Origin of the sequence: Streptomyces sp. AC558_RSS880, from assembly GCF_019049255.1 — a bacterium.
GTDB lineage: Bacteria > Actinomycetota > Actinomycetes > Streptomycetales > Streptomycetaceae > Streptomyces.
Map to the genome: position 1 here is coordinate 100,345 of NZ_JAGMUJ010000007.1, position 16,928 is coordinate 117,272.

14 protein-coding genes and 1 tRNA gene are annotated in these 16,928 nt (G+C 70.8%); 5 read left to right on the forward strand and 10 right to left on the reverse strand.

The genetic code is table 11. The annotated features are described in order from the left end of the window. Positions 1 to 67 precede the first annotated feature (67 nt). The 3 genes from KUM38_RS02755 to KUM38_RS02765 all read left to right on the forward strand — a co-directional run bounded on the left by KUM38_RS02755 (position 68) and on the right by KUM38_RS02765 (position 3,724). The gene (locus KUM38_RS02755) at positions 68 to 796 is read left to right on the forward strand and encodes a response regulator transcription factor (protein ID WP_217127639.1); all 729 of its coding nucleotides are present in this window, start codon (positions 68 to 70) and stop codon (positions 794 to 796) included. Continuing rightward, positions 793 to 2,205, forward strand: a complete 1,413-nt coding sequence (locus tag KUM38_RS02760; RefSeq protein ID WP_217127640.1) for a HAMP domain-containing sensor histidine kinase — start codon at positions 793 to 795, stop codon at positions 2,203 to 2,205. The genes KUM38_RS02755 and KUM38_RS02760 overlap by 4 nt, the downstream gene beginning before the upstream one ends. Positions 2,206 to 2,311: 106 nt before the next feature. Further along, positions 2,312 to 3,724: a cellulose binding domain-containing protein gene (locus KUM38_RS02765; RefSeq protein ID WP_217127641.1), complete on the forward strand. Its 1,413-nt coding sequence runs from the start codon at positions 2,312 to 2,314 to the stop codon at positions 3,722 to 3,724. 108 nt (positions 3,725 to 3,832) lie between these two features. On the opposite strand, the gene KUM38_RS02770 is transcribed toward KUM38_RS02765, so the two are convergent. From KUM38_RS02770 to KUM38_RS02785, 4 genes are all read right to left on the reverse strand, one after another. Continuing rightward, positions 3,833 to 5,272 (reverse strand): GH1 family beta-glucosidase, encoded by a 1,440-nt coding sequence (locus tag KUM38_RS02770; protein WP_217127642.1) that lies wholly within the window; start codon positions 5,270 to 5,272, stop codon positions 3,833 to 3,835. A 113-nt stretch (positions 5,273 to 5,385) separates the two neighbouring features. After that, positions 5,386 to 6,291, reverse strand: a complete 906-nt coding sequence (locus KUM38_RS02775; RefSeq protein WP_217127643.1) for a carbohydrate ABC transporter permease — start codon at positions 6,289 to 6,291, stop codon at positions 5,386 to 5,388. Between the two features lie 12 nt (positions 6,292 to 6,303). Beyond that, positions 6,304 to 7,317, reverse strand: a complete 1,014-nt coding sequence (locus KUM38_RS02780; protein ID WP_217127879.1) for a carbohydrate ABC transporter permease — start codon at positions 7,315 to 7,317, stop codon at positions 6,304 to 6,306. A 5-nt stretch (positions 7,318 to 7,322) separates the two neighbouring features. Further along, a complete protein-coding gene (locus tag KUM38_RS02785) occupies positions 7,323 to 8,681 on the reverse strand; it encodes an ABC transporter substrate-binding protein (protein ID WP_217127644.1) in 1,359 nt (452 codons plus the stop codon). Positions 8,682 to 9,024: 343 nt separating this feature from the next. Between KUM38_RS02785 and KUM38_RS02790 the strand changes: the two genes are divergently transcribed. Beyond that, the gene (locus tag KUM38_RS02790; protein WP_217127645.1) at positions 9,025 to 10,080 is read left to right on the forward strand and encodes a LacI family DNA-binding transcriptional regulator; all 1,056 of its coding nucleotides are present in this window, start codon (positions 9,025 to 9,027) and stop codon (positions 10,078 to 10,080) included. A 70-nt stretch (positions 10,081 to 10,150) separates the two neighbouring features. On the opposite strand, the gene KUM38_RS02795 is transcribed toward KUM38_RS02790, so the two are convergent. The 4 genes from KUM38_RS02795 to KUM38_RS02810 form a co-directional block, all read right to left on the reverse strand. After that, positions 10,151 to 10,918 carry a DUF6461 domain-containing protein gene (locus KUM38_RS02795; protein WP_308408890.1) on the reverse strand — a complete coding sequence of 256 codons (768 nt, stop codon included), beginning with the start codon at positions 10,916 to 10,918 and terminating at the stop codon, positions 10,151 to 10,153. A 133-nt stretch (positions 10,919 to 11,051) separates the two neighbouring features. After that, positions 11,052 to 11,124, reverse strand: a tRNA-His gene (locus KUM38_RS02800). Positions 11,125 to 11,242: 118 nt separating this feature from the next. Further along, positions 11,243 to 11,845 (reverse strand): oligoribonuclease, encoded by a 603-nt coding sequence (gene orn, locus KUM38_RS02805; RefSeq protein WP_217127646.1) that lies wholly within the window; start codon positions 11,843 to 11,845, stop codon positions 11,243 to 11,245. A gap of 166 nt (positions 11,846 to 12,011) precedes the next feature. Further along, on the reverse strand, positions 12,012 to 13,238 hold the full coding sequence (locus KUM38_RS02810) for a helix-turn-helix domain-containing protein (protein WP_217127647.1): 1,227 nt from the start codon (positions 13,236 to 13,238) through the stop codon (positions 12,012 to 12,014). A gap of 812 nt (positions 13,239 to 14,050) precedes the next feature. Between KUM38_RS02810 and KUM38_RS02815 the strand changes: the two genes are divergently transcribed. Further along, positions 14,051 to 14,578, forward strand: coding sequence for a universal stress protein (locus KUM38_RS02815; RefSeq protein ID WP_217127648.1), 528 nt, complete (start codon positions 14,051 to 14,053; stop codon positions 14,576 to 14,578). Between the two features lie 236 nt (positions 14,579 to 14,814). Here the strand turns inward: KUM38_RS02815 and glmS are convergent, their stop codons facing one another. After that, positions 14,815 to 16,632, reverse strand: a complete 1,818-nt coding sequence (gene glmS / locus KUM38_RS02820) for a glutamine--fructose-6-phosphate transaminase (isomerizing) (RefSeq protein WP_217127649.1) — start codon at positions 16,630 to 16,632, stop codon at positions 14,815 to 14,817. Between the two features lie 12 nt (positions 16,633 to 16,644). After that, complete coding sequence (locus tag KUM38_RS02825) at positions 16,645 to 16,902, reverse strand: hypothetical protein (RefSeq protein ID WP_030869322.1); 258 nt, start codon at positions 16,900 to 16,902, stop codon at positions 16,645 to 16,647. Positions 16,903 to 16,928: the final 26 nt, after the last annotated feature.

Genomic DNA, 16,928 nt, shown 5'->3' on the forward strand with positions numbered 1-16,928 from the left:
GCGGAGGTGCCCGGAGTTGTCCACAGGCCCGCACCCGGTCCGCCCGCCATGGCGTACGGTGCGGCGCATGGCAAGTGTTCTCGTGGTGGAGGACGACCAGTTCGTCCGCTCGGCGCTCATCCGGCAGCTCACCGACGCCTCGCACACCGTGCGCAGTGTGGGCACGGCGCTGGAGGCGCTGCGCGAGGTCGCCCACCACCGTTTCGACGTGGTCGTCCTGGACCTCGGACTGCCCGATCTCGACGGCTCCGAGGCCCTGAAGATGCTGCGCGGCATCACCGACGTACCGGTGATAGTCGCCACCGCCCGGGACGACGAGACCGAGATCGTACGGCTGCTCAACGCCGGCGCGGACGACTATCTGACCAAGCCCTTCTCGGTGGAGCACCTCTCGGCCCGGATGGCGGCCGTGCTCCGCCGGGCCCGGGCCGGCGGAGGGGAGGCCGTGCCCTCCCCGGTCATCCGGGTCGGCGGCCTGACCGTCGACCCGCTGCGCCGCCAGGCCGAACTGGACGGCGTACGCCTCGACCTGACCCGGCGCGAGTTCGACCTGCTCGCCTTCCTCGCCGGACGCCCCGGTGTGGTCGTCCCCCGCAAGGAACTGCTCGCCGAGGTGTGGCAGCAGTCCTACGGCGACGACCAGACCATCGACGTCCATCTGTCCTGGCTGCGCCGGAAGCTGGGGGAGACCGCCGCGCGGCCCCGCTACCTGCACACCCTGCGGGGCGTCGGCGTGAAGCTGGAGCCCCCCGTCGCGCAGACGCCGCACACGCCCGGAGCGGAGCCGCCGCGATGAGATGGGCCCTGGTGAAGGTGTCGCTGGCGGTGACCGCGATGGTCGTGGTCGCCTTCGCGGTGCCGCTCGGTCTGGTCATCCGGGAGATGGCCCGCGACCGCGCCTTCGCGGGCGCCGAGCGGGAGGCGGCGGCGGTCGCCCCCGCGCTGTCCATCACCACCGACCGCGACCAGCTCGAACGCGTCGTCGCCTCCACCGGTTCCGGCACCGCGATGGCCGTGCACATCCCGGCCGGCGACGGCAGCGAAGCCCTCGACATAGGGCAGCGGCGGGCCGCCGAGAAGGACATCGCGGCGGTGCGGAAACTGGGCCGGGCCTCCACCTCCACCGTGTCCGGCGGCTCGGCCCTGCTCCAGCCGGTCGCGCTGAGCAGCGGTGAGATCGCCGTCGTCGAGGTGTTCGTGCCCGAGTCCGAGGTCACCAACGGCGTCGGCACGGCCTGGGCGGTGCTCGCCGGGGTCGGTGTCGCGCTGATCCTCGGCTCGGTCGCGGTCGCCGACCGGCTGGGCGTACGGATGGTGCGGCCCGCGCAGCGGCTGGTGGAGGGGGCGCACGAACTGGGCGAGGGGAAGCTGGGCGCCCGGGTGCCCGAGGAGGGGCCGAACGAACTGCGGCTGGCCGCCGTGGCGTTCAACTCCATGGCCGACCAGGTCGTCCAGCTGCTCGCCAACGAGCGGGAACTGGCCGCCGACCTGTCCCACCGGCTGCGTACGCCGCTGACCGTGCTGCGGCTCAACGCCGCCTCCCTCGGCGACGGTCCGGCCGCCGAGCAGACCCGGGCGGCGGTCGAGCAACTGGAGCGGGAGGTGGACACCATCATCCGCACCGCCCGCGACGCCAAGCCGCAGACGGCGGCCGCCGGACCCGGCGCCGGCTGCGACGCGGCCGAAGTGGTGCGCGAGCGGATGGCGTTCTGGTCGGCGCTCGCCGAGGACGAGGGCCGAAAATGGCGGGTGGCCGGCGCCGACCGGCCGGTGCGCATCCCCGTGGCCCGCACCGACCTGGCCGCCGCCCTCGACGCGCTGCTCGGCAACGTCTTCCGGCACACCGCCGAGGGCACCGCGTTCGCGGTCGACGTGCACAACGGCGAGGACGCGGTGATCGTGCTGGTCTCCGACGCGGGCCCCGGCATACCCGACCCCGAGGCGGCGATGGCCCGCGGCCGGGGCTCCGGCAGCGACGGCTCCACCGGGCTCGGCCTGGACATCGTGCGCCGGCTCGCCGAGTCCACCGGCGGGGACGTACGGATCGGCTCGTCCGTGCTCGGCGGGACCGAGGTGCGGATCTGGATCCAGCTCGACGGACGCGAACGGGCACCCCGGCGGCGCGGGCACCGGGGGAGCGTGCGCCGGCGTCGCGGACCGGGCCGGCTGGTGGCGTCCTTTAACCGGCCCCGATCCCTTCCTTAAGCGCACCCTAAGATCCTCAACGGCCTCCCGGATCAGGAACTTTGTCCGAATCCGGCTCGCTAGCGTGCTGCCGCACCCCCCGAACGGCAACGAAGGCAGGCACGCGATGAGCACGCACCGGCGCAGGATCAGCGGCAGGAACAAGGCGATCGGCGCGGTGACCGCCGCGGCCGTCGCCGGCGGCGGCGCGTTCCTGTTCACCAGCACCGCCCAGGCGGCCGGCGTGGGCGCGGCGTACACCAGGACCAGCGAGTGGTCGACCGGGTACACCGCCCAGTACGTGGTGACCAACAACAGCGGCGAGCGGAACCAGGACTGGAAGCTGGAGTTCGACCTGCCCGCCGGCACCGAGCTCGGCTCGCTGTGGAACGCCGAGGCCGGGGTGAGCGGCCGGCACGTCACCGTGCGGCCGGCCACGTGGGACACCGACGGCCTGGCCGCCGGCGAGTCCGTCACCGTCGGCTTCGTCGCCAAGGGCACCGGCGACCCGGCCGGCTGCCTGGTCGACGGCGCGAAGTGCTCCGCGGACAGCGGCCCGACGCCGGAGCCCAGCGGCCGTCCCACCGACGCCCCCACCCCCACCACCCGGCCGACCCCCACCGAGTCCACCGGCAGCGGCACCCCCGCCGACGCCGGGTTCGCCCCGTACGTCGACACCTCCCTCTTCCCCGCCTTCGACCTGGTCGCGAGCGCCGAGGCGACCGGAGTGAAGAACTACAACCTCGCCTTCATCACCGACGGCGGCGGCTGCACCCCCAAGTGGGGAGGCGTCAGCGGCCTCGGCGACAACGCCGTGGCCGGGCAGATCGGCGCGCTGCGCGCCGAGGGCGGCGACGTCCGGGTCTCCTTCGGCGGCGCGGCCGGCTCCGAACTGGGCACCACCTGCGCCTCGGTGGACGCGCTGGCGGCGGCGTACGAGAAGGTCGTGGACGCCTACGGCCTCACCAAGGTCGACTTCGACGTCGAGGGCGGCGCCCTGCCCGACACGGCGGCCAACACCCGCCGCGCCCAGGCGATCGCCGAGCTCCAGAAGGCCCACCCGGACCTGGACGTCTCCTTCACCCTCCCGGTGATGCCGGAGGGCCTCACCCAGGACGGCGTCGACCTCCTCGCCGACGCGAAGAAGAACGGCGTACGGATCGACGCCGTCAACATCATGGCGATGGACTACGGCCCCGCCTACAGCGGCGACATGGGCACCTACGCCGAGCAGGCCGCCACCGCCACCCAGGCCCAGATCAAGGGCGTCCTCGGACTGAGCGACGCCGACGCGTGGAAGACGGTCGCCGTCACCCCGATGATCGGCGTCAACGACGTCGTCACCGAGGTCTTCAAGGTCGACGACGCCACCCAGCTGGTGAACTTCGCCGAGTCCAAGGGCCTCGGCTGGCTGTCCATGTGGTCCGGCACCCGTGACCAGCAGTGCGCCGGCGGCACCAAGCCGGCCGCCGACCCCACCTGCAGCTCGATCCTCCAGGACAAGTTCGCGTTCACGAAGGCGTTCTCCGCCTACAAGTGATCCGCTGATCCGCGCGGAGAAGCGGAAAAACGGGGCGCGGCACTCCCCTAGGGTGCCGCGCCCCGCCCCCCGTTCTCCGCTCCCCCGTCTCCCGGACCCGGAGTTCGGTCAGATGCCCTCCGGCTCCGGAAGCGCTCCGGCCTTCGCGGCCCGCGCGTACCACAGGGCGCTGGACTTCGGGGTCCGCTGCTGGGTCGCGTAGTCGACGTACACCGCGCCGAAGCGCTTGTCGTAGCCGTACGCCCACTCGAAGTTGTCCATCAGGGACCACAGGAAGTAGCCGCGCACGTCCGCGCCGTCGGCGATGGCCCGGCGCACCGCCGAGAGGTGGCCGTGCAGGTAGGCGACGCGCTCCGGGTCGTGCACCTTGCCGTCGGCGTCCGGCTTGTCGTCGAAGGCCGCGCCGTTCTCGGTGATGTAGATCGGCAGACCGGGCGCCTCACGGTGGTAGCGCATGATCAGCTCGTGCAGGCCGGTCGGGTCGACGGACCAGCCCATCTCGGTCTGCTCGCCCGGCGACTGGTGGAAGGCGACGTCGTCCGCGGCGGGCCACGGCGAGTGCTCGCTCGCCCCGTGACCGTCGGCCCGCGGGCCCTTGTCGTCCGGGTCCGCCGCCGACACCAGGGTCGGCGTGTAGTAGTTGAGGCCGAGCGCGTCCAGCGGCTGGTGGATCAGGTCCAGGTCGCCGTCCTCGATGCACGACCAGTCGGTGAGCGACGAGGTCGCCTCCAGCAGGGTCTCCGGGTAGGCGCCGTGCAGGATCGGGCCGTGGAAGATGCCGCCGGACAGGTCGTCGATCTTGCGCGCCGCCGCCACGTCCGCCGGGTCGCCCGGCGAGAGCGGCCGGACCACCGAGGTGTTGAGGCTGAGCGCGACGGTGTTGCGGGCCGGCATCACCGAACGCAGCGCCTTGGCGCCCAGGCCGTGCGCCAGGTTGAGGTGGTGGGCGGCCCGCAGCGAGGCCGCCGGGTCGGTGCGGCCGGGGGCGTGCACGCCGGAGGCGTAGCCCAGGAAGGCGCTGCACCACGGCTCGTTGAGCGTGATCCAGTTCTCCACCCGGTCGCCGAGCGCCTCGCCCATGATCTGGGCGTACTCCGCGAACCGGTAGGCCGTGTCGCGCTCCGGCCAGCCGCCCGCGTCCTCCAGCTCCTGCGGCAGATCCCAGTGGTAGAGGGTGACGGCGGGCTTGATGCCCTTCGCCAGCAGCTCGTCGACCAGCCGGCGGTAGAAGTCCAGGCCGCGCTGCACGGCGGGGCCGCGGCCGGTGGGCTGCACCCGCGACCAGGAGACGGAGAAGCGGTAGGCGTTCAGGTTCAGGTCCGCCATCATCGCCACGTCGTCGCGGTAGCGGTGGTAGTGGTCGTTGGCGACGTCACCGGTCTCGCCGCCGGCCGTCTTGCCCGGCGTGTGGCTGAAGGTGTCCCAGATGGAAGGCGTACGCCCGTCCTCCCGCACCGCCCCCTCGATCTGGTACGCGGAGGTCGCGGCGCCCCAGAGGAAGGCGGGGGGGAAGGTCACCGGGGTCGCCGGCGTTGCGGAGTCAGACATGGAAGCGCTCCCATAGGAGGTCGTGGAAGACCGACGAGTACGGAAAGAGGGGGGAGGAGAGGGGCCGAGGCGGCGGTGACCCGGCCCCCAGGGGTACGAAGGTGAAGCGGGCGTCAGCCCTTGACGGCGCCCTGCATGATGCCGCCCACGATCTGCTTGCCGAAGATCGTGAAGACCAGCAGCAGGGGCAGCGTACCCAGCAGCGCACCCGCCATGATCAGGGACTGGTCCGGGGTGTACCCGCGGCCGAGGCCCGCGACCGCCACCTGCACGGTCGGGCTGCCGGTCTGGGTCAGCACCAGGAACGGCCACAGGAAGTCGTTCCAGGTCTGCACGAACATGAGCATGCCGAGCACGGCCATCGCCGGCCGCGCGGCCGGGAACACCACGTGCCACACCACGCGCCAGCTGCTCGCGCCGTCCACCCTGGCGGCCTCGATGACCTCGTCCGGCAGCGCCTGGAGCAGGTACTGCCGCATGAAGAACACGCCGAACGCGCTCACCAGAGACGGGAAGATGACCGCCTGCAGCTGGTCGGACCAGTCCAGCTTGGCGACCATCATGTACAGCGGGATGATGCTGAGCTGCGGCGGCACCATCATCGTGCCGATCACGATCAGCATCAGCGCGTTGCGGCCCTTGAAGCGCAGCTTGGCGAAGGCGAACCCGGCGATCGTCGACAGCACGACGATGGTCGCCGCCGAGATGCCCGCCACGATCGTGGTGTTGAGGAAGGCTTCACCGAGGTTGGCGTCCTTCCAGGCGATCTCCAGGTTCTTGAACAGGTTGGAACCGAACCAGAACGGCGGCGGGTTCTGCGCCAGCCGCTGGTTGTCCCGGGAGGCGGCGATCGCGGTCCACACCAGTGGGAACAGCGACACGATCGTGAACACGATCAGGATCGCGTACGCGATCGGACCGCCGTGCAGTGTCCCGCCGGCCCGCGCCGACTTCGGCAGACGCGGGCGCTTGGGCTCCTTGGCGGGTGTGGTCTCGGGGGGCGTCACCGTCGTCGTCACGGCCACAACTCCTTAACTGCTGGCGCGCAGCCGGCGCGAGATGAGCTGGTTGATGATGCCGATGACGATCAGGATCGCGAACATCGTCCAGGCGATCGCCGAGGCACGGCCCAGGTGCTGGTTCACCCAGCCCTGCTCGTACAGGTACAGGCCGAGCGTCTGGAACTGGTGCTCCGCGCCGCCGGACGCGCCCTTGTTGGCGTCGAACAGCAGCGGCTCGCCGAAGACCTGGCTGGCACCGATGGTGGAGACCACCACCGTGAACAGGATCGTCGGACGCAGCGAGGGCAGCGTCACGTGGATGAACTGCTTCCAGCGGCTGGCGCCGTCCAGCGCCGCCGACTCGTACAGGTCCTGCGGGATGGCCTGCATCGCGGCGAGGTAGATCAGCGCGTTGTAGCCGGTCCAGCGCCAGATGATGATCGCCGAGACGGCGAACTGCGAGGGCCACTTGTCGCCCTGCCAGTCGATCGGGTCGATCCCGACGAAGTCGAGCGCCCAGTTGATCATGCCGTAGTCGTAACCGAAGAGCAGCACGAACACCAGGGAGGCGGAGGCGATCGAGGTGGCGTACGGCGCGAGCATCGCGACCCGGTAGAAGGTCGAGGCCCGCAGCTTGTAGTTGAGGATGTGGGCGATGCCCATCGCGATCAGCAGCTGCGGAACGGTCGCGATGATGCCGATGGTCAGGGTGTTCTGCGCGGCGTTCCAGAAGAACTCGTCGTCGAAGATCCGGGTGTAGTTCTTCAGCCCGACCCAGCTCATGTCGGTCGGGGCGGTCAGCTCCACCTGGTGCAGCGAGGCCCAGCCGGTGTAGATCAGCGGGAACAGGCCGAAGGCGATGAAGAGCAGGAAGAACGGCGAGACGAACGCGTACGGGCTCCAGCGCATGTCGCGCTGCCAGCGCCGGGACAGCTTGGCCCGGCGTCGCTGGTCCTTGTCCGTGGGTGCGGAGTTCCCGGGCGGACGGCCCGGGGCCGCGCCCCCCTTGACGGGGAGCGCGGCGGTGTCGTGGCGGGTGGCCATTTCGGTCACTTGTCCAGGCTGTTGTCGATGGTCTTGGTGGCCGTTTCCCAGGCCTCCTTGGCGGACTTGCCCTTGGTCACCAGGATGACGCCGTTGTCCGTCAGGCCCTGCTGGATGATCTGGTCCTTCGGGCCGATGACCTGGTCCGGGATCTGCTTGGCGGCCGCGGAGAAGATCTCGCCGATCGGGGAGTCACCGGTCATCTCGTTCTTGGCGCCGGTCACCTCGGGGCTGTCGTACGCGCCCGGGGTGCTCGGGAAGCTGCCCTGCACCTTGAACAGCTTCGTCTGCTGCTCGGGCGCGGTCAGCCAGGCCACCAGCTTCTGCGCCTCCTCGACGTTCTTGCCGCTCTTCGGCACGCCGAGGAAGGAGCCGCCCCAGTTGCCGGACTTGGGCGCCACGGCCACGTCCCACTTGCCGGCGGCGTCCGGCTGCGACTTGCCCTTGATGGTGCCGAGCATCCACGGCGGGCAGGCGACGGTGGCGAACTTGCTGTTGGCGATGGTCGTGTCCCAGGCCGGCTGGAACTGCGTCTGCGCCTGGACCAGGCCCTTCTCGGCGGCCTCGGCGGTCAGGTCGAAGGCCTTCTTGACGGCCGGGTTGGTCTTGTAGATGACCTCGCCGGAGGCGTCGTAGAACTTCTCCTTCTCACTGCTGAGGACGGCGTTGAGCAGACCGCCGGGGGAGTCCATGAAGAAGGTGTCCTTGCCGGCCTTCTTCTTGTACTTCTCACCGGTCTCGACGAACTTGTTCCAGTCGCCGGCCCACAGCTTGCCGACCTCCTCGCGGTCGGTCGGCAGACCGGCCTTCTCGAAGAGGTCCTTGCGGTAACAGATCGCCATCGGGCCGATGTCGGTGCCGAGAGCGACGGTCTGGCCGTCCTTGGTGGTGGCCTGCTGCCACTTCCAGCTGAGCCAGTTGTTCTTGTCCACGCCCTCGGCCTTGGACATGTCCGTGAACTTGTCCGCCTGGGTGCCGACGATCTCGGCGATGTTGGCGATCTCGATGGCCTGGATGTCCATCAGACCACTGTTGGTGGTGAGGTGGTTCAGCAGCGGAGGGTAGTAGTTCTCGTTCCGCTCGATGACGTTCTGCTCGATCTTGATGTCCGGGTTCAGCTTCTCGTATTCGGCGTAGAGGCCGGCCTCCTGGAAGCCCATGGTGCCGAACAGACCCAGCGTGATCTTGGTCTTGCCCTCGCTGTCGGACGAGGATCCGGAACCGCCGTCGCTACCGTCGTCGGCACAGCCGGCCAGCAGCCCGGTGCTCAGCGCCACCGCCGCTGCGACGGCCAGCGCCTTACGGGCGATGGGCTTCCCCCCGCCCGACCGCTGCCGAGAGAGGGGGAGGGTACGTGCTCGCATTGCGTCCTCCTGTTGCCCTGACGTGCCGACCCCCCGGCCAACGGCATTGTTGGGCCCGTATCTTGCTCGTTGCGGCTCGGGCGGGGAACGTGCGGGTTGTGTATGTGTCAGGTACTGTGGGAGCGCTCCCACAAGTGATGTGTTGAAGAGTCGCGGGTCGGAGCGGGGGTGTCAAGGGAACAGACGCGGCAAAGTGCCTTCAGTTATCTGCCTGTTAACTTGGCGCCGGACGCCCGCCCTTGGAAGCCCGGAGTCCGCCGGAGGCACTCCCGGCGGTGGCCACCGTCACTGACGGGGCTGTTACATTCCAGGCCAGCGTGACATACGACGGAAGGCGGAGCCGATGGCAAGCCACGGAGCGCGGGGCCGGAGCGGCGGCCGGCCCACCCTCGAAGAGGTGGCCGCGCGCGCCGGTGTCGGCCGCGGCACGGTCTCCCGGGTGATCAACGGTTCGCCCCGGGTGAGCGACGCCACACGCGCCGCCGTGGAAGCCGCGGTCGCCGAGCTCGGTTACGTCCCGAACACGGCCGCCCGTGCCCTGGCCGCCAACCGCACGGACGCCATCGCCCTCGTCGTGCCCGAGCCGGAGACCCGGTTCTTCGCCGAACCGTACTTCTCCGACATGCTCCGGGGCGTCGGCGCGGCGCTCTCCGACACCCAGATGCAGCTGCTGCTGATCTTCGCGGGCAGCGACCGGGAACGGCAGCGGCTCGCCGAGTACCTCGCCGCCCACCGGGTGGACGGGGTGCTGCTGGTCTCGGTGCACGCCGACGACCCGCTGCCCGACATGCTGTCCCGGCTGGAGATCCCGGCCGTGATCAGCGGCCCCCGCTCGGCCGCCGAGACGCTCGCCTCCGTGGACTCGGACAACTACGGCGGCGCCCGCCAGGCCGTCGAACACCTCATCGGCGGGGGCCGGCGCACCATAGCCCACATCACCGGCCGCCTCGACGTGTACGGCGCCCAGCGGCGCATCGACGGCTACCGCGACGCCCTGCGCGACGCGGGCCACGAGGTGGACGAGCTGCTGATCGAGCCGGGCGACTTCTCCGAGGACGGCGGCCGGCACGCGATGGCGGCCCTGCTGGAGCGCCGCCCCGACCTGGACGCCGTCTTCGCCGCCTCGGACGTCACCGCGGCCGGCGCCCGGCACGCCCTGCGCGACGCGGGCCGCCGCATCCCCGACGACGTGGCCCTGGTCGGCTACGACGACTCCGCCATCGCCCGCCACATGGACCCGCCGCTGACCAGTGTGCGCCAGCCGATAGAGGAGATGGGCCGCGCGATGATCGACCTCCTCCTCGCCGAGGTCGCCGACCGCCGCCCGTCGGCGTCCCGGGAGCTGGAGCGGCGCCAGATGGTGCTGGCGACGGAGCTGGTGGCCCGCGCCTCGTCGTGACGCCGCGGTGCTCCGTTCCGGCGGCCGGGTCCTTCAGGACCGCGCCGGCGGCTACGCGGTGCGCCCCGCCTTATCCCCACCGGGGGTCGGTGGCCCGCTTGTATTCCCTGCGCAGGCCGATCGGGACCAGACCCAGGCGCCGGTTCGGTAGAGGTCTGCCGTTGGCCTCGGCCCAGGCGCTGATCTCCTCGAAGTCGCCCTCCGGTGAACCCGCGACCGCGTACACGGGAAGGCGGTCGGTGAGCACGGTGCGGGGCAGGGAGAGGCCGAGGCGTTCCTCGAAGACGGCCAGGCTGCGACGGTCGCGTTCGCGGTAGTCGTGGTCGTCGTAGTCGTCGTACTCCTCTTCGGGAACGGGGTCCGTCACACCGTCGGGGAGCAGGAGTCCCGCGGCCACCAGGTCGGGCAGGAGCAGATCGGGTTCCTCGCCCCAGCGGACGCCCTCCTCGCCCAGCCCGTGTCCGCAGACGGTGCGGCCGTCGCGCGCGTACAGGACGTTGGTGGGCGGGTGTTCCGAGTTGTAGTGGTAGTGGACGGCTTCCACGCCGTCGCGCGAGACCTCCTCCCGCCGCTCGAGGTAGCGGCCGTAGAGGACGGCGAACGCCCAGCCGGCGTGCTCGCCGACACGGACCGCGGCGCTGCCCGGCCCGGTCTCGGGGTAGCCGTCGACGTCGACGTCGGCCATCTCGGCGTCGGTCATCGGCCCGGCGGCCGCTCCGCGCCGCGCCCCCATGCGGACCGCCAGCTCCTCGGCGTCGATGCCGCGGGCGACGTGCACGTCGAACATGTACCCGGAACTCGTCACCGTGCCGACCATCCACCGCACACCGTCGCTCACATGCCCTCCCCTTATGGCGGCGAACAGGCCCTTCGCCTGTTCGCCGACGACCGTAGGGCGGCCCACTGACATTCCGGTGGCGGAAACGAGTACAGCCGGTGACCTCGTACGAGGTCACCGGCTGACTGGTGAGGGTGAGTGACGGGACTCGAACCCGCGGCATCCTGGACCACAACCAGGTGCTCTACCAGCTGAGCTACACCCACCATAGCCTTGTCGGTTGAGGTCAGTGACTTCCCCGACCGGCCGAGAAAAAGTGTACAGGGTCCGAAGGGGTGCTCGCGCACGCTTTCCGCGGAGGCCCCCGACGACCCCCCGATCCGCCTACTGAACAGGCAGGACGTGCTTCGCGGCGATCTTCCTCGCGGTGTCCGAGTCGGGCCCCGGCTGCGGTACGAAGACGGCCTCGCGGTAGTAGCGCAGCTCCGCGATGGACTCGCGGATGTCGGCGAGGGCGCGGTGGTTGCCGTTCTTCTCGGGGCTGTTGAAGTACGCCCTCGGGTACCAGCGGCGGGCCAGTTCCTTGATGCTGGACACGTCCACGATGCGGTAGTGGAGGTAGTCCTCCAGGGTCGGCATGTCCCGCAGCAGGAAACCGCGGTCGGTGCCGACGGAATTGCCGCACAGGGGGGCCTTGCCGGGCTCCTTGACGTGTTCCTTCACGTAGTCGAGGACCTGCCGCTCGGCCTCCTCGAGCGTCGTGCCGCCCTCCAGCTCGGCGAGCAGCCCGGACGCGGTGTGCATCTCCCGCACCACCTCCGGCATCGTCTCCAGGGCCCGCTGCGGCGGGCGGATAACGATGTCCACGCCCTCGCCGAGCACGTTCAGCTCGGAGTCGGTGACGAGGGCGGCCACTTCGATGAGCGCGTCGTCCGACAGCGAGAGGCCGGTCATCTCGCAGTCGATCCACACCATGCGATCGTTCATGTGTCTAACCTTACGGGGCCCCGCGCCGTGCGGGACCGGGTGGTGAAGCGCGGGTTTCCGCGATGTGCCGGTGCCGGTGTGAACATCACGGGGGCCGGACGTGCGGACGGACACGACGAACGGGCCGGAAGCCGATGCCTCCGGCCCGTCGGCCGTCGCCGTCACCTCACGGCGCGCTGCGCTGGCCCGGGAGGGCCGAGGCCGTCAGGGACGGGCCCAGGGCGCCTGCCGCCGCCGTGCGGCGGGACTGGTGCGGGAGTGGGCTGTCCGGGTGCAGGGCGGGCGGCACCTGGACTCCCGCGTGGCCCGGCTGGCCCGGTGGGAGGACCCCCGCGGTGCTCGGGGCGCCCTCGGCGTCCTGGTTCCGGTCCGCCTGCGGGCGCCGCGCGCGGTACGCGGCCCGGTAGGCGGCCGGGGACGAACCCAGCTGGCGCCGGAAGTGGCCGCGCAGCGCCACCGGTGAGCGGAAGCCGCAGCGGCCGGCGACCTCGTCCACCGAGTAGTCCGACGTCTCCAGCAGGCGCTGCGCCTGGAGCACCCGCTGCGTGATCAGCCACTGCAGCGGCGCGCTGCCGGTCAGCGAGCGGAAGCGGCGGTCGAACGTACGACGGCTCATGTACGCGCGGGCCGCCAGCGTCTCCACGTCGAACTGTTCGTGGAGGTGCTCCAGCGCCCAGGCGACGACCTCGGCGAGCGGGTCGGCGCCGATCTCCTCCGGTAAAGACCTGTCCAGGTAGCGCTCCTGGCCTCCGCTGCGGCGCGGCGGCACCACCAGGCGGCGGGCCAGCGCGCCGGCCGCCTCGTTGCCGTGATCGGTGCGCACGATGTGCAGGCACAGATCGATTCCGGCCGCGGTGCCCGCGGACGTCAGCACGTCGCCGTCGTCCACGAAGAGCTCCCGTGGATCGACGTGCACCGACGGATAGCGTTTCGCCAGCGTCGGCGCGTACATCCAGTGTGTGGTCGCGGGACGGCCGTCCAGCAGGCCCGCCGCCGCGAGGACGAAGGCGCCGGTGCACAGCCCGACGATGCGGGCGCCCTCCTCATGGGCCCGGCGCAGTGCGTCCAGGGCCTCCTCCGGCGGTGGCGAGGTGATCGAACGCCAGGCCGGCACCACGACGGTGCCCGCCCGGGATATCGCCTCCAGGCCATGTGGCGCGGTGAGTTCCAGGCCCCCTGTGGTCCGCAGCGGGCCCTCCTCGCCTCCGCACACGAGCAAGCGGTAGCGCGGTACGCCGGCGTCCTGGCGGTCAACCCCGAACACCGACAGCGGTATGGAACTCTCGAAGATGGGGCCGCCGCTGAACAGCAGCACCGCGACGATCTCCTTGCGGCGGCGCCCGGAGAGTTTCCGGGCCGCGGTTTCCGACGCGGCAGTGGAGTCGTGGCTCATACTGCTAAGCCCCCCTCGGTGGTCGCGGCTCCTCGGTTGTGTCGCTCCTGCACGTTTCCCCTCGGTCCTGCACGAGTCCCCCGCCGTAAGACATCAAGATCGAATCTACTGCGTCCCGTCGCGCGCCGGTGGCTGGTTCGCCACCCGGCACATTGTCGACTTGGCAACTTGGCGTGAAGCATTCGATCACGAAGCGTTGCACTCGTGGGCCGTGTGGGGAAGTGCGCCTTGTCGCGGTGGCCAATCCACGTAGGGCACACAGGGCCCGTTGGACCCTTTCCGCGCAGGTCGAACGGGGGTTGGGGGGTGGGTGCGGCGGGGGAAGCACACAAGCCAGAAGTTGGCTGAAAAGATACGGGCGAGGGCGCGGAAACCGGTCAGTTGACCGGTGTACCCCCGCCAGTGTGCCGCCGGTCCCGTCGGCGCCCTCGCCCCGGCCCGCCCGCTCCGGCCCGCCCGGGCCGGCCCCGCAAGGGCTCCGGCCTCCCGGACGGTAGCCGGCACGAAGAGCCCTGTGACGCGGATCACGCGGTTCGGCGCGCGGCCGGGCCGCCGGTCACCGCGGACCCGCGGCGGACCCTCGCAACGGCGAGTGAACCCCGTGCAAACCACCTGTACGGGGCAGCAACCATTGCGTGACGGGCGGACCCTCGTGCATGCTCCGGGGAACCCGCCTGCCGGTATGCGCGGGATCTGGGCTTAGGAGGCGTGCCGCCGTACCCTGGAGGGTATGGGGTTGGGAAGATAATTCCCGGACACAGCTCCGCCGCACACTGTCGTCCCCCACAAAGGATCACAACCCCGAGACAGCCATGGCCGGTCACGAATTCTTCGAACCAGCGGACCGCAAGCGGCCGGTCGCCGATCCCACGGCGGCCGAACCCCTGGCGGCGGAGGAGTCGCGCCACCCCTGCGACCCCGCGTTCCGGCACGGTGTCGTCGTCGGCTTCGACGGCTCCACCTCCAGTGAACGGGCCCTGGCGTACGCCATCGGCATGGCACGGCGCTTCGGTTCGGGCCTGATCATCGTTCACGTCGCCAACCGGCTGCCCACGACGGTGTGGGCGGGGTGCGAGCCCCCGGTCTTCGTGGACGTCCCGGACCACCGCACGGAGGTGCTCGGACTCGAGCTCGCCTGTGCGGACTACCTGGCCGAGGTGCCGTGGATCCTCGTCGAGCGTGGTGGGGACATCTGCCATGAACTCGAAGAGGTGGGGCGGGAGTATGCCGCCGATGCGATCGTCGTGGGTTCCACCCACGGGCTCGTGGGGCGGATCTTCGGGTCCGTCGCCGGGCGGTTGGCGAAGCGGGCGCAGCGGCCGGTCGTCGTTATTCCGTAAGTCGTTCACGGGCCCCACGTGTTGGCCGGCGACACGTGGGGCCCGTACCCGTATTCCGGCCCGTGCGGGCGCGTGGGGGCTGAGCGCGCCCACGCGGCGGAGCCGCATGTCGATACGGCCCCGTGCCCCTGTGGGGCGCTTGCTCCTCCGCCGTTGCTGACTCGGTGAGGTTCCTGGGCTTGTCGCGGCCGTGTGGCGGGGCCGCATGTCGATACGGCCCCGCGCTCCTGGGCGGCCTACTCGACCGTGACCGACTTGGCGAGGTTCCTCGGCTTGTCGATGTCCCTGCCCAGGGCCAAGGCCGTGTGGTAGGCGAGGAGTTGGAGGGGGATGCCCATGAGGATGGGGTCGAGTTCGTCCTCGTTCTTGGGGACGAGGATCGTGTGGTCGGCCTTCTCCTGCTCCTGGTGGGCGACGGCCACGATCTGGCCGCTGCGGGCCTTGATCTCCTCCATGGCCGCGCGGTTCTTCTCCAGCAGGTCGTCGTCCGGGACGATCGCGACCGTGGGGAGGGCCGGCTCGATCAGGGCCAGCGGGCCGTGCTTCAGCTCGGAGGCCGGGTACGCCTCGGCGTGGATGTAGGAGACCTCCTTGAGCTTCAGGGAGGCCTCACGGGCCACCGGGTAGCCCCGGACGCGGCCGATGAAGAGCATCGAGCGGGCCTCGGCGTACCGCAGGGCCAGCTTCTTGATCTCCTCCTCCTGCTTCATGATCTCGGCGATCTGGCCCGGGAGCCTGCGCAGACCCTCGATGATCCGCTTGCCGTCGCGCACCGACAGGTCACGGGTGCGGCCCAGGTGCAGGGCGAGCAGGGCGAAGGCGACCGTGGTGTTGGTGAAGCACTTGGTGGACACCACGCACACCTCGGGCCCGGCGTGGACGTAGACGCCGCCGTCCGCCTCGCGGGCGATCGCGGAGCCGACCACGTTGACCACGCCCAGCACCCGCGCGCCCTTGCGCTTCAGCTCCTGCACCGCCGCCAGCACGTCGTACGTCTCACCGGACTGGGAGACCGCGATGTACAGGGTGTCGGGGTCCACGACCGCGTTGCGGTAGCGGAACTCGGAGGCCGGCTCGGCGTCGGCGGGGATCCGGGCCAGCTCCTCGATCATCTGCGCGCCGATCATGCCGGCGTGGTACGAGGTGCCGCAGCCGAGGATCTTCACCCGGCGGATCCGGCGCGCCTCGCGGGCGTCCAGGTTGAGGCCGCCGAGGTGCACGGTGGAGAAGCGGTCGTCGATCCGGCCGCGCAGCACGCGGTCCACGGCCTCCGCCTGCTCGTGGATCTCCTTGTGCATGTAGGTGTCGTGGCCGCCCATGTCGTACGAGGCCGCCTCCCACTCCACGGTGGTCGGCTCGGCGGTCGTACGGGTGCCCTCGGTGGTGTAGGTGCGGAAGTCGTCGGCCTTCAGCGTCGCCATCTCGCCGTCGTCCAGCGTGACGATCTGCCGGGTGTGGGCGACCAGCGCGGCGATGTCGGAGGCGACGAACATCTCCTTCTCGCCGATGCCGAGCACGACCGGCGAGCCGTTGCGGGCCACCACGATGCGGTCCGGGAAGTCGGCGTGCAGCACGGCGATGCCGTAGGTGCCCTCGATGAGGCGCACGGTCTCGCGGACCTTGTCCTCCAGCTTCTCGGCCGTCGAGCGGGCGATCAGGTGGACGAGGACCTCGGTGTCCGTCTCGGAGAGGAACTCGACGCCGTCCGCCTCCAGCTTGCGGCGCAGGTCGGAGGCGTTGTCGATGATGCCGTTGTGGACGACGGCGACCTTGCCCTCGGCGTCCAGGTGCGGGTGGGCGTTCACGTCGGAGGGGGCGCCGTGGGTGGCCCAGCGGGTGTGGGCGATGCCGGTGGTGCCCTTGAAACGCGCCGGAACCTTGGCCTCGAGGTCGCGCACCCGACCCTTGGCCTTGACCGTCTTCAGGCCGGAGGCCTTCGGGGACGTGACGGCGATGCCCGCCGAGTCGTAGCCGCGGTACTCCAGGCGCTGCAGGCCCTCGAGCAGCAGGGGAGCGACCTCACGCCTGCCGATGTATCCGACGATTCCGCACATATGTGTATGTTCCTAGCCGTAGACGATGCGGCGCAGTTGCCGGAGCGAGAGCTCGGGCGGGGCCACCGCGCGGTATCTGAGGTCCGCCTCGATCCGTTCGAAGATCGTCGCGTTCACCAGGCCCTGGGCCTGGAGCTCGCGGTGGCGGCGACGGACGTACTCCTCGGTCGTCTCGTCGAAGTAGGCGAGCACGTCCTGGATCACGCGCAGCGCCTCGCCCCGGCTGAGGGGCGTGGACCGCGTCAGATGATCAACGAGTTCGTCGTGCACCCGATGATCCTGGGGTACCGGACGCG

Coding starts and splice junctions, on each gene's coding strand:
- KUM38_RS02760 (WP_217127640.1), top strand. CDS start 793: ATGAGATGGGCCCTGGTGAAGGTGTCGCTGGCGGTGACCGCGATGGTC.
- KUM38_RS02790 (WP_217127645.1), top strand. CDS start 9,025: ATGGCAAGCCACGGAGCGCGGGGCCGGAGCGGCGGCCGGCCCACCCTC.
- KUM38_RS02815 (WP_217127648.1), top strand. CDS start 14,051: ATGGCCGGTCACGAATTCTTCGAACCAGCGGACCGCAAGCGGCCGGTC.
- KUM38_RS02785 (WP_217127644.1), bottom strand. CDS start 8,681: ATGCGAGCACGTACCCTCCCCCTCTCTCGGCAGCGGTCGGGCGGGGGG.
- KUM38_RS02780 (WP_217127879.1), bottom strand. CDS start 7,317: ATGGCCACCCGCCACGACACCGCCGCGCTCCCCGTCAAGGGGGGCGCG.
- KUM38_RS02810 (WP_217127647.1), bottom strand. CDS start 13,238: ATGAGCCACGACTCCACTGCCGCGTCGGAAACCGCGGCCCGGAAACTC.
- glmS (WP_217127649.1), bottom strand. CDS start 16,632: ATGTGCGGAATCGTCGGATACATCGGCAGGCGTGAGGTCGCTCCCCTG.
- KUM38_RS02770 (WP_217127642.1), bottom strand. CDS start 5,272: ATGTCTGACTCCGCAACGCCGGCGACCCCGGTGACCTTCCCCCCCGCC.
- KUM38_RS02755 (WP_217127639.1), top strand. CDS start 68: ATGGCAAGTGTTCTCGTGGTGGAGGACGACCAGTTCGTCCGCTCGGCG.
- orn (WP_217127646.1), bottom strand. CDS start 11,845: ATGAACGATCGCATGGTGTGGATCGACTGCGAGATGACCGGCCTCTCG.
- KUM38_RS02765 (WP_217127641.1), top strand. CDS start 2,312: ATGAGCACGCACCGGCGCAGGATCAGCGGCAGGAACAAGGCGATCGGC.